Source organism: Saccharopolyspora sp. SCSIO 74807 (assembly GCF_037023755.1).
Taxonomy (GTDB): Bacteria; Actinomycetota; Actinomycetes; order Mycobacteriales; family Pseudonocardiaceae; genus Saccharopolyspora_C; species Saccharopolyspora_C galaxeae.
The window spans coordinates 3958545-3970970 of the sequence record NZ_CP146100.1 but is presented as its reverse complement, the minus strand read 5'-3'; the positions used below and the strand labels follow the sequence as shown (position 1 = coordinate 3970970).

Below are 12426 nucleotides of genomic sequence, written 5' to 3'. Positions count from 1 at the left end.
GGTGAACGGGGGACCTGATGCACCGGAGCACCTTCATCGACCTTCCCGAGGGCAGCCTGCGCGTGCTCAGCGCCGGGCAGAGCGGTAGTCCGGTCCTGCTGCTCAGCGGCGCCGGGCTGGACAACGCGCTGCTGAGCTGGCGGCACCTCATTCCCGCGCTCGCGACCCAGCACCGGGTCTTCGCCCTGGACTGGCCCAAGCAGGGCGCGAGCAGGCCGTGGCGCGGACCCGCCGACCACGACGTGATGCTGCGCTGCATCGGCGCCGTGCTCGACCACTTCGGACTCGACGACGCGAGTCTGGTCGGACTGTCCCAGGGCGGGGCGCTGACGCTGGCCTACGCCATCGAGCACCCGGAGCGGGTGCGGCGGCTGGTCGCGCTGGCACCGGGCGGTGTCCTGTCGTTCCCGCCCGGTCTGCACCAGCTGCTGTGGTTGACCGCCAAGCTGGCCCCGCTCACGTCCCGCCTGTCCGGCCTGCTGTTCCGGCACCGGGCGATGGTCGCCTGGTTCGCCAGGCGGGCGCTGTTCGCCGGGCCGGTCGCCGACTTCGACGACGTGGTCACCGAGATCCACCGGGAAGTGCTGGCCAACGGCGCCGGCGCCTCGGATTGGCAGAACGCCTCGATCGGCCTGCGCGCGATGAACGTGGACCTGCGCGACCGCCTGCCCGAGATCCGCTGCCCGGCGCTGTTCATCCAGGGCGACCGCGACGTCGGGGTGAAACCGGAGCACACCGCCGCAGCAGCCCGGCGGGTCCCGGGCGCGCGCCTGGAGGTGCTGCCCGGCAACGGGCACTGGTCGGCACGCCAGTCACCGGCCCGCGTCAACTCGCTGATCGCGGAGTTCCTGACGCCGTCCGCTGCGCAGCCGCCGCGCTGAGCCGCGCGAGGCGTCCACATCGGAAGGAAACGGGCCGGCCGGTGGTCCCGGCCGGCCCGCTCGGTCATGCCATGCCGCGGCGGAAGGTGTAGGCCGGGCGGAACTGGGTGGCGCGGACCGTCCGGCCGCGCTCGACGGCCAGGTAAGTCACCACCAGTCCGGCCAGCCCCCACACGACCAGCACCGCGATCGAGCCGCCGCCGACGGTGCCGCCGCCGGTGAGTGCCCGCAGCGCGTCCTGCGCCGGACCGACCGGCAGCGCCGCGGAGATCTGCCCGAGCACGCCGGGCACCGCCGAGATGAAGCCGTTCGCCAGCACGACCAGCCCCACCAGCAATCCGACGAACCGCCCGATGTTGCCGAACGCGGCCGCGAGTCCCTGGTTGACCGCGGTGAACGCGACCGCGGTCAGCGCCAGCAACCCGGCGCAACCGAACCACTGCCCCGCCGAGAGATCCCCTGCGATGCCGACGACCACGCTCACCAGCAGCCCCTGCACCACCGCGAGCGCGGCGGGCGATCGGGCCTGGTCCAGAGCCAGCCGGAACGACGAGCGGGTCGATTCCAGCGTCCGCTCCGGCTTCGGGCGCAGCACCAGGAACGTGATCACCGCGCCTGCCCACAGCGCCAGCACCGCGTACAGCGCCAGGCCGGACGAGCCGAAGCCGATGGAGGTGCCTTCCGCGGTCGTGACCGGGTTCGCCACCGCCTTCGCCAGCTTGTCGCGGTCCCCGTCCGGGTACTTCGGCAGCTTCTCGACCGCCTCGCCCAGGCCGTCGGACAGCTGCCCGGTGCCGTCGCCGAGCTGCCGTGCGCCGTCGGCGAGGCCGCGGGTGCCGCCCGCGAGCTGGTCGGCGCCGTCGGCGAGCTGACCGGCACCGCCGCTGGTCTGCGACAGCCCACCGGCGAGCTGCCCCATTCCGCCGTTGAGCTGCTCGGCGCCTCCGGCGAGCTGGCCGAGACCGCCGGTGAGCGCGGGCAGCCCGCCGGAAAGCTGCTCCAGCCCACCGGAAACACCGGTGCTGGCCTGCTGCAACTGTCCGCCGCCCTCGGACAGCGCCTTCGCCGTCGCGGCCTGCACCGCCAGCTTGTTGCACATCGGCACCACACCGGGCGGGCACTCCTTGGACATCTCGCCCAGTTCCTTGGCCATGCCCTGCAGCCCGGTGTTGAGCTGCTGCACGCCCTGGGATTCCTTCGCGGAGACATCGGCCAGCGTGCCGACCTGGTCGGGCAGCTGCGCGGTCTGCTGCTGGATCTGCTGCAACCCGCCGGTCAACGCGTTCATGCCCTGCGCGAGCTGACCAGCGCCGTTGTCCAGCGCGCCGAGCCCGCCCGCGAGCTGCCGCGTGCCGTCCGCCAGCTGACCTGCACCACCGGAGAGCTGATCGGTGCCGCCCGCGAGCTGGTCGGCGCCGTCGGCCAGCTGCGTCGCGCCCTTCGAGGCTTCGCCGAGCTGGTCGTTGAGGGTGTTGAACCCGACGTAGATGTTGTCCAGGTAGGTGGTGGTCAACTGCTGGCCGAGCAGGTTCGCGGCGGTGTCGGTCACCGTCTTGCTGATCGCCTCGTCGGCCAGCCGGCTGCGGTCGCCGGTGTCGACGTCGACGGTGGCGCGCTTGGCCTGCGCCGGATCGCCGGAGAACGAGGTGGCGGCCTGGGAGAAGTTCTTCGGGATCGTCACGACCGCCGAATAGGTGCCGTCCTCCAGTCCTTCTCGCGCGGTGTCCGGAGTGGCGAACTCCCAGGTGTAGTTGCTCTTGATCTCACCGCCGACCAGCTTCGCGGACAGCTGCCTGCCCAGCGGGGTGAGCTGGCCGTTGATCTCGACCGGCTCGTCGGTGTTCACCACCGCGGCCTTGACGTCCTTGAGCCGGTCCTGCGGTTTGCCCAGCGACCAGGTCAGCAGGCCCGCGATGGCCAGCGGCACCAGCAGCAGGCCGAGCAGCGGCAGCCAGCGGACCCGGAACCGGGACCGCTCCTTCAGCGACGGACTCACAGTGAATTCCTCTGCTTTCTAGCGGTCGCGGCTTACCGGGTCGCGCCGGAGAGCACGTTGGGCATGGCTTCGGCGTCGTCTCGCAGTTCGGTCATCGAGCCGATCCCGGGCAGAATGTCGCGCACGTCCGCCAGGCCGGTCGTTCCTGCCAGCACCGTGGGACGGGAACCGGTCAGCAACTCCCGGATCTCCAGGCGCGCCGCGGGGTCGGAGACCCGGTCGGTGCGGTCCAGCACCAGCACGGCGGGATCCTCGGCGAGCGCGCTGCGCACCGACTCCGCGCCGCCTTCGCCGACGTCGACGTAGGCGACCCGCGAGCGCACCGACGATGCGCGGGCGGGCAGCACGTAGCCGAGGACCTTCAACCTGCCGCCGTCGGCCTTCAACCGGCCGGACAGCGTCAGCAGCAACGCGCTGATCGCGGACTCGTGCGTGCCGCGCACGACGTGGATTCCCTGGCGCGGCAACAGGAAACCGACGTCCTGGTAGATCGGGTCGCCGCCGGACGGGTCGGCCATCCGCAGCCCTTCGCAGGCGATCGCCTCGTCGGAGCCGGGGCTGGGCCAGTCGGCCAGCTCGATCTCCTCGCGCAGGTTCTCGCCTTCCACGTCGAACGAGGGCAGCACCCGGTCCAGCTTGCGCGGCATCCACCACGCCCGGTCGCCCAGCAGCGCCAGCACCGCGGGCACCAGCGTCATGCGCACGATGAACGCGTCGACGAACACACCGACGGCGAGCCCGAGCGCGATCGGCTTCAGGTTCGCATCGCCCTCCGGCACGAACGCGATGAACACCGCGAACATGATCACCGCGGCGGCGGTGACGACCTTCGCCGAGGACACGAATCCTCTGTGGACTGATCCGCGCGCGTCCCTGGTGTGCACGAATTCCTCGCGCATTCGCGTGACCAGGAAGACCTCGTAGTCCATCGCCAGCCCGAACAGCACGCCCATTAGCACGATCGGCATGAAGCTGATCACCGGTCCGGCACGGGTGACGCCGAAGAATTCGGCCAGCCAGCCGTGCTGGAACACCAGCGCGACGATGCCCAGCGAGGACCCGATGCTGAGCAAGTATCCCAGCGTCGCCTTGATCGGCACCGCGATGGAGCGGAACACCATCGTCAGCAGGATCAGCGACAGCCCGACCACGACCACGGCAAACGGCAGCAGCGCCTCACCGAGCTTGGCCGAGACGTCGATGCCGACCGCGGTGAACCCGGTGACCGAGAGGTTCACCCCGTAGGTCTCCTGGAAGTGCGGCCGCAGCGAGCGGAGCTCGTCGACGAGCTGCTTGGTCTGCTCGGAATCCGGCGCGCCTTCGGGGACCACCTGCACGATGCCGGTGTCGGCGGTCGGGTTCGGGGTGGCCATCGGCACGTCGGCCACGCCGGGCAGCCGCTCGATCTCGCCCTTGAGGTCGTTCATCAGCCCGAGCGGGTCGTTGCTGGTGACGATGTTGCCGGTGACGATCAGCGGGCCGTTGAAGCCCTTCGGGAAGTGTTCGGCGATTCGCTCGTAGGTGACCCGGGCCGGGTCTTCCTTCGGCAGCGCCCCGGAGTCGGGCAGTGCCAGCCGCAGCCCGGCCGCTGGCAACGTGGCCATCCCGAGCGCCCCGATCACGAGCACCACGGTGACGATCGGGAAGCGGGTCACCGCGCGCACCCAGCCGCTGAAGAACCGCTCGCCGAACGGGCGCTTGGCGCGCTTTTTCGGTTCCCGCGCCTTGATCCGGTTGCGCGCGAAGCCCAGCAGCGCGGGCATCAGCGTCACCGACACCAGCACCGCGATGCCGACGCCGACCGCGGCCGCGATGCCCATCGTGGTCAGGAACGGGATGCCCGCCACGCCGAGCCCGACCAGCGCGATCATCACGGTGAGCCCGGCGAAGATGACCGCCGAACCCGCGGTGGCCGTGGAGCGCGCCGCGGCTTCCTGCGGCGATACGCCCTCGGCCAGTTCTTGCTGGTGTCTGGACACGATGAACAGCGCGTAGTCGATACCCACGGCCAGGCCGAGCATCAGCGACAGCAGCGGGGTGGTCGCGTTGATCGTCCAAATCGCCGTGGCCAGGAAGATCAGCGCGGTGGAGATCCCCACCCCTAGCAGTGCGTTGATCAGCGGCATCCCTGCCGCCAGGAACGAGCCGAGGGTGATCACGAGCACCACGATCGCGATCACCAGGCCGAGTGCTTCGACGATGCTCAGGCCCGGGATCTCGGTGGAGAACAACGGACCGCCGTGCGAGGCCTGCGCACCTTCCGGCAGCCGGTCCTGCAGGTCGGCGGCGATCTGGGCGATGCGGTCCTTGGTGGGCTGCCCGATCGATTGGGTCTGGCCTTCGAGCTGGGCCATGATGATGCCGGCTTGGCCGTCGTCGCTGATCGAACCGCCCAGGTCCTCCTGGTACGGCGAGATCACCGAGGCGACGCCGTCCATGTTCTCGAGTTCGCGGACGGTCTTGTCGATCTCGGCGCGCACGGCCGGATCGCGCACGCCTTGCGGCGCGACCGTGAGGACCTGCGCCGAGGCGCCGCTGGTCTGCGGGAAAGTCACCGACAGCCGCTCGAGGGCGTTCTGCGCCTCGGTGCCCGGGATGCTGACGTTGTTGTCCAGGCCCTGGTTCATCAGGCCCGCACCGCCTCCCGCGATGGCCAGCACCAGCAGCCAGATCAGCAGGACGGTCTTGCGGGCGGCGAATGCTCGGCGACCGACTGAGTAGAGGAACGACGACACGCCAGACTCCCTGTCACCGGACGTACCGGACGGGTCTATGCCACTAACGGACGAAGGACACGGATACGGCGCTGTATCCGATACAGCAGCGTATCCGATACCATCGACCGTCCCCACCCGGGTGCAAGTCCAAGGTCGAAACTGCTGGTATAGATCCCGGTCCTGGGTCATCCTGGTCCGGCGTCGAGGAGGAAGTCCGCGTGAACACGAGCAAGGCCGCCGGGGCGCCGGAAGGCGGCGCACGGGAGACCGCGCGCCGGGCCAAGACGCGGGAACGGCTCATCGACGCCGCCTACCGGCAGTTCTGCGAGCACGGCATCAACGGCACCTCCATCGAGGCCATCTGCGACGACGCCGGGTTCACCCGCGGCGCGTTCTACTCCAACTTCGCCAGCAAGGAGGAGCTGTTCTTCGCGCTGGCCGACCGGGAGAACCGGATGCGGCTGGAGACGCTGCGCGAACGGTTCGACGACGCGGTCGCCGCGCTCGGCGGAACCGGCGGCAAGCCCGATCCGGCGCGGATCGAAGGGGTGATCGCCGACATCCTGGCGGTGCAGCCGGAGAACCGGCAGTGGTCGCTGCTCAACAGCGAATTCCGGCTGCTGGCGATGCGCGATCCGCAGGTCGCGCCGCGCTTCCTGGAGAGTTCGCAGGCGTTCCAGCACGAGCTGGCGTCGATAGTCGACGCCGCGCTCGGCTCGGTGGGGCTGCGCTTCCTGATCGACCCGCTGCACCTGACCCGGCTGCTGCTGGACCAGTTCGAGTCCGCGATGCAGGAGGCGATCCTCTCCGGTGCGCAGGATGCCGAGAAGGCCGCGCGGGACACCATCATGCAGACGCTGCCGCCGTTGATCCACAGCCTCACCGAGGTGCGTCCGGCGGATTGACCCGGATCCGGTCCGCTCGGATTCCGGTGACCGGAGATCATTCGTAGCCGGGGCCGCCCACGGCCGGTCCGGTGCGCGATGAGATTCCGCACGGCATGATCAAGGAAGCTTTGCCAGGCTCGGGGTGTTCCCGGCAGTGCGGCCGATCCCGGCCGTTCCGGGAAGACCCCGCCGTTCCGGGAAGACCCGGCCGCCCCGGGAGGACCCGGCACCCGACGCAGTCGACGACAAGGAGAACTGCCATGGCCGATCGCAACGCCACGACCACTTGGAACGGCGACCTGGGCTCTGGGTCGGGCCTGGTGACGCTGGATTCCTCGAACGCGGGCCAGTTCCCGGTCTCGTTCGCGACGCGCGCGGAGGACCCGGCCGGGCAGACCAGCCCGGAGGAGCTGATCGCGGCCGCGCACTCCTCCTGCTTCAGCATGCAGCTTTCCGGCGTGCTCGGGGAATCCGGGCTCACCCCGGAGCGGATCGACGCCAGCGCGGAGGTCACCCTCGGCAAGTCCGGCGGCGGGTTCGCCATCACCGGCATCGCGCTGACCGTGCGCGCCAACGTTCCCGGCGCCGACGAGGACACCTTCCAGCAGGCCGCGCAGAAGGCCAAGGAGATCTGCCCGGTCTCGGCCGCGCTGACCGGCACCACGATCACCTTGGACGCAGCGCTGGGCTGAGCCCGCGCGCGAAAAGTCCCTTGTGGATCGTCCACAAGGGACTTTTCGCGTTTCACCCGGTGATCGGGGAAAGTCAGCCCGGTGACGCCGGTTCGGGCCGCGCGTGCTCGCGGCGCAGTTCGTGATCCCCGTGCTCGACGACCCGGTGCAGCACCGAACGCACCCGCTCCGAGTAGCGGCCGACGTTCTCGGCGGCCACCTGGGTATCCGGATGGCTGACCAGCAGGCAGGTCCACTCCCGCGCCCGGTTGACCCAGAGCATCACGTCGGTCTCTTCGCGCGGGCCGCCGAGGACCTGCGCGTCCGCACGCTGCCAATCCTCGTGGCCGCGAATCCGCCGCCCATCCATGAACGACGTCATCGGCAGCACCGTCTGTTCGATGCCGTCCAGCGAGAGCCGCGAGCCGAGGTGCTGCATCAGCTTGATCATCGGCACGTCCGCGATGCCGCGCGCCCGGGCGAACGCCTGCTCGGCCTGGAGCAGCACTTCGCCGAAGGTGCGCGAACCGGTCAGCTCGAAGTGGATCGGGACCAGGTTGATGAACCACCCGTGCGCGGCCGCCCAGCGCGGCTCGTCGCGGGTGTGCACCGGAGTCAGCGTCCGGTACGTCTCCTCCCCGGCCAGCTCGGCCGAAGCGATGGCCAGCGCCACGAACAGGCCTGCCGCGAAACCACCGCCGTGCTCCCGGCAACGGCGCCCGAACACGTTGGCCTGCCGGGGGTCGAACAACTCGTACTCGATCAGCCGGGAGGTCGCTGCCTCGCCGTCGGCCAGCCCGAGCGGCAGCGGGAATCCCGCGGGCTTTTTCCCGCCGCTGAGCCAGAAATCGCTCCACAGCTCGACGGCGGCGGTCAGCGACCGCTCCGGGATCTCGGCGGCTCGTTCCCGCGCGGCGAATTCCGCGTGGTCGCCGACCTCCGGCAGTCCGGGGTCCACTCCGGTGATCTCCTGCTCGTAGAGCCGCCGCAGCTCGTCGAACACCAGGACCATCGAATATCCGTCGGTGTGCCCGTGATCCACTGCGAAGTACACAGTGGACGATTCTGCGCGCAGCACCGCGCCGAGCACGAACGGCGGCCAGTGCAGCGCTTTCGCCGCGTCGTCGAACCGGTTCAGCAGGTGCTCGCGGATTTCGGGGCCGGTGTGCTCGCCCAGTTCGACGGGCGCGAATTCCACGTCGTCACCAGCGATCGCGTACCGGCGCAGCTCGCCGTCGGCATCCGGCTCGAACCACGTCAGCATCGTGCCGTGCCTGCGCACCCATTGCCGCCAGGCGGCCGCCATCGCGTCCGGGTCGATCCTGCCCGGCAGCTCGAAAGACGTGCCCAGCCAGGAAGAATGCGCCACCCCCGCGGCATCGTTGGCCACCTCCCGGCGCAAGTGGCTCTCCTGGATGGGCGAAGCCGGTGCGGGATGTTCCGCGCGCTGCTGCACGGCCACCTCGGTGCGAGTGGTCGGCCGCCATTCTACGAGCAGGCCGGGTTCCGGCTCCTGCTGCGAGAGTTCGTTCATCCGCACGGAGCTGACTCCTTTCAGCTGGTTCGGGACACGGCGTCCGGCGCGGACTCGCGTTCCGGTGCGGACTCCGTCCACATTGGAGGGATGGTGGTGGCGAGACCGGCGACGGCCACCGCGCGCAGCAGCCGCCGGATCTGGTGCACGTAGTCGTCGAGCACCGCCGCTGCCGCCGCGGTGCCGGGAAAGCGGCACGTCACGTCGATGCCGTTGTGGTTGCGGTTGACCCAGAGGTAGACCTCGTCCGCCGAAGTGGCGGGCGCGTGCAGCGCTTGCGCGTTCCAGTCGTCCCAGTTGCACGCGCCTGGACTGGCGCGCATGTCCATGTAGGACAGCACGAAGCGCGGCACGAGCTCGGTCCCGAGCAGTTCGGAGACCTTCGGCAGCGGAACCGCCGACAACGGCTTCGCCGTGCGCAACGCGTTGCCCGCGGTGGGCAGCATTTCGAGCACGTCGGCTCCGCCGGTGATGCTCTCGGGAGTGCGCAGCTGGATCGGTGCGACACCGACGAACCAGCCGACCGACTGCGCCCACCGCTGCGCGGAACGAGTGTGCAGCAGCAGCAACGTGCGGAACGTGGTCTGCTGCGACATCAGGTTCGCGACCGTGCCGAGGGTCGCCAGCACGCCGGAATACACGCTGCCGCCGTTGCGGCGGCACGAGGTCTCCAGCGCGTCGGCGCCCTCTTCGTCCAACAGCCGTCGGCAGAATCCGCGTTGCGGCCCCGAAAAACCGGACACCACGGGGTCCACCCGCAGGTCCGCGCCCGCCAGCGGCAGCGGGAAGCTCGGCAGCTCGCCTCCGCAGGAGGCGACGAAATCCGCCCACTCGCCCACGATCTCGTCGGAGCGCTCGAATACATCGGTGAAAACCCGCTCTTCGGCGCAGAAATCGACGTAGCTGCCGACCTCGGCCAGCTCCGCGCCGCGCCCTTCGCGCTCGGCCGCGTAGAGCTCCTGAACCTCGTGCGCCGCCAGCAGGATCGAGTACCCGTCCACGTTCCCGTGATCGAACGCCATGCACAGCGTCACCGAGTCGGCGCGCGAGATCGTTGCGAACACGTAGGACGGCCAGCCGGTGGGGTCGGTGTGCGCGTTGAACATCGCGCGCAGCTCGGCGGTGATCTCCTCGCCGGCCTCGAAGTCGCCGATTTCCTCGCGGGACAGCGAAAGCCGCCCCGGCTCCCAGGTGCGACGCCGCAGCTCGCCCGCTCGATAGGTGAGTTCGCTGCGCAGCGACTCGTGCCGGTCCAGCCAGCGCAGCACGGCAGCACGAAGTGCGGTTCCGTCCAGCTCGCCGGGAAGATCGAACCCGACGGCCAGCCAACTCGGCTGGGCGGTCTCCGCGGCGGCGTGGTTGCGGAGGTGGTCCTCCTGCAGGTGCGACGGCGGGCGGTCGTCGTCCTGCGGCCGGGCCGCCGCGGCGGGCACGACGGTCCACCGCGTCACCGCGCCCGGTCTAACCTGGTAATCCGCGATCTCCGTGAACTTCATGCCACCCACTCGCAATTCGACGGCACCGATGCCCACCGCGTCGGCTCAATGCGTCGTCACGCCGATCCGCGTATGGGGACCGCGATAATGCCGCAAGCCGAATCCATTGCAATCCCCGGGGCTCTTATCGGCTCGTGCACTGGGAAAATGACGATTCAATCCACAAAGTGGAATTTTGCAGCGGCGCCCGCAGATACCACGATCGAGGGACAAAAAGTGGTGTCAATGCAATTGTTCAGCGATCAAGGGAATTTTTGCCCCGACTTGCCGATCCGGCCGCAAGAACAGCCGGGAAACCGCTCAAATCGGGCGCCACCACAATGCGCGCAGGCACGAAAAGAGCGGACCGCTCGCCCGTTCTTGCCGGGCCGGCGGTCCGCTCCCTTGGTTTCCGCCCCGCGACGGGGGCTCAGTCCACTGTGGTCAGTGGCGCTCAGATCTGCGGCGGGCGGTGTTCGTACGGTGTGGACAGCACGACGGTCGTGCGGGTGGAGACCTTCGCGCACTCCCGGATCTGGCGCAGCAGATCCTCCAGCCCCAGCGGGGATTCCACCCGCACCTGCAGGATGTAGGACTCGTCGCCCGCCACCGAGTAGCAGGACTCGATCTGCGGCAGGTGCTCCAGCCGCTGCGGGTAATCGTCCGGCGCCGCGGGATCTATCGGGGTCAGCGAGATGAACGCGGTCATCGGCAGCCCGATCTGCTCACCGTCCACTTTGGCCACATAGCCCTGCAGCGCGCCGCGCTGCTCCAGCCGCCGGACCCGCTGGTGCACGGCGGACACGCTCAGGCCCACCCGTTCGGCGAGATCGGTGAAGCTGCACCGGCCGTCGTGCACGAGTTCGCGCAGGATCGCCCGGTCGGTCGCTTCCAGCTCGCCAGTGTTGCGGTCGTTCACGCGGGTAGCACCACCAGCTCGTGCGGTTGTTCGTTGACGCTGTCCACCCCGTCCTCGGTGACGATCACGATGTCCTCGATCCGGGCGCCCCAGCGGCCTTCCTGGTAGATGCCGGGCTCGATGCTGAAAGCCATGCCCGGCTCCAGTTCGAGGCGGTTCCCGGCGACCACGTACGGCTCCTCGTGCACGTCGAGGCCGATGCCGTGCCCGGTGCGGTGGATGAACTCCCGCCCGAACCCGGCGGCTGCGATCGGTTCCCGCGCGGCCGCGTCGATCGACTCCGCGGTGGCGCCGGGACGCACCGCTTGCACCGCGGCCTGCTGGGCCGCCTGCAACACCGCGTAGGTGTCGCGCACGTCCGGCTGCGACGGTTCCCCGACCGCGTAGGTGCGGGTGCAGTCCGAGTTGTAGCCCGCCGGGATCGGCCCGCCGATGTCGACGACCACCACGTCGCCGCGCTCGATCACGCGGTCCGACAGGGCGTGGTGCGGGCTCGCGCCGTTCGCGGCGGAACCGACGATGACGAAGTCGGCCTCGGTGTGGCCCTCCTCGACGATGGCGGCGGCGATGTCCGCGCCCACCTGCGCCTCGGTGCGCCCCGCGGTGAGGAACTCGGCCATCCGCGCGTGCACGCGGTCGATCGCCGCGCCCGCGGTGCGCAGCGCCGCCACCTCGGACGGGTCCTTGCGCATCCGCAGCTCGCGCAGCACCGGACCGGCCAGCGCCTGCTCGCCGCCGACCGCGGACCGCAACGGCAAGGCGTGCAGCGCGGGCATCACATCGGCGACCCCGACCCGCGAGGGCTGGCGCTCGCGCCGCAGCAGGTCCGCGACCAGCGCGTGCGGGTCCTCGCCGTCGACCCAGGTCACCACCTCGACGCCGAGGTCGTCAGCGGGCACGTCGTGGTAACCGGGCGCCTCCAGCTTCGGCAGCACCAGCACCGGCGCGGCTTCGGAACCCGCCGCGGGCAGCACCAGGGTGCTCAGCCGCTCGAACGATTCCCCGCGGACTCCCAGCAGGTATTGCAGATCCGAACCGGGCGTGATCAGCAGGGCGTCCAGGTTCGCGTCCGCGGCGGTGGCCGCGGCGCGGTCCAGCCTGGCGGAGAGCACCGCGGGATCCTGCTTGAGCGAGACAGTGGCCATGGCCGCCAAGCCTAACCACGCCGACCCCGGACGCCAGGGCGGTGGTTCGTCTCGTTCCGCCGGGAACCGGCCGGTGACGAGGAGTCGCTCCGGTGCGTGGGCGACCGGCACCGCTTCGCGGAACCTGCTGCGGGAAGCCCCGGGTGCTTGATCTTCGTCGGGTCGGCGGCGGAGGTTCCGCTACCCGGGCACCCCCGCGAA

9 protein-coding genes are annotated in these 12426 nt (G+C 70.1%); 3 read left to right on the top strand and 6 right to left on the bottom strand.

The genetic code is table 11. From position 1 onward, the window contains the following. Window positions 1–17: 17 nt before the first annotated feature. Window positions 18–881: an alpha/beta fold hydrolase gene (locus tag V1457_RS18245; protein ID WP_200069650.1), complete on the top strand. Its 864-nt coding sequence runs from the start codon at window positions 18–20 to the stop codon at window positions 879–881. A 64-nt stretch (window positions 882–945) separates the two neighbouring features. On the opposite strand, the gene V1457_RS18240 is transcribed toward V1457_RS18245, so the two are convergent. Then, complete coding sequence (locus V1457_RS18240; protein WP_338595734.1) at window positions 946–2877, bottom strand: YhgE/Pip domain-containing protein; 1932 nt, start codon at window positions 2875–2877, stop codon at window positions 946–948. A gap of 32 nt (window positions 2878–2909) precedes the next feature. Beyond that, entirely contained in the window at window positions 2910–5612 is a 2703-nt protein-coding gene (locus V1457_RS18235) for an MMPL family transporter (protein ID WP_338595733.1), read from the bottom strand. 200 nt (window positions 5613–5812) lie between these two features. On the opposite strand from V1457_RS18235, the gene V1457_RS18230 reads away from it, so the two are divergent. Both V1457_RS18230 and V1457_RS18225 read left to right on the top strand, forming a co-directional pair. Further along, the gene (locus tag V1457_RS18230; protein ID WP_200069653.1) at window positions 5813–6499 is read left to right on the top strand and encodes a TetR/AcrR family transcriptional regulator; all 687 of its coding nucleotides are present in this window, start codon (window positions 5813–5815) and stop codon (window positions 6497–6499) included. A 242-nt stretch (window positions 6500–6741) separates the two neighbouring features. Beyond that, entirely contained in the window at window positions 6742–7173 is a 432-nt protein-coding gene (locus V1457_RS18225; protein WP_200069654.1) for an OsmC family protein, read from the top strand. A gap of 73 nt (window positions 7174–7246) precedes the next feature. Here the strand turns inward: V1457_RS18225 and V1457_RS18220 are convergent, their stop codons facing one another. The 4 genes from V1457_RS18220 to V1457_RS18205 form a co-directional block, all read right to left on the bottom strand. After that, entirely contained in the window at window positions 7247–8686 is a 1440-nt protein-coding gene (locus V1457_RS18220) for a condensation domain-containing protein (protein WP_338605032.1), read from the bottom strand. 20 nt (window positions 8687–8706) lie between these two features. Then, window positions 8707–10182, bottom strand: a complete 1476-nt coding sequence (locus V1457_RS18215) for a condensation domain-containing protein (protein ID WP_338595732.1) — start codon at window positions 10180–10182, stop codon at window positions 8707–8709. A 433-nt stretch (window positions 10183–10615) separates the two neighbouring features. Beyond that, the gene (locus V1457_RS18210; RefSeq protein ID WP_307849973.1) at window positions 10616–11080 is read right to left on the bottom strand and encodes an Lrp/AsnC family transcriptional regulator; all 465 of its coding nucleotides are present in this window, start codon (window positions 11078–11080) and stop codon (window positions 10616–10618) included. Continuing rightward, window positions 11077–12225, bottom strand: coding sequence for a Xaa-Pro peptidase family protein (locus V1457_RS18205; protein WP_338595731.1), 1149 nt, complete (start codon window positions 12223–12225; stop codon window positions 11077–11079). Before V1457_RS18205 ends, V1457_RS18210 begins: the two co-directional genes overlap by 4 nt. Window positions 12226–12426: the final 201 nt, after the last annotated feature.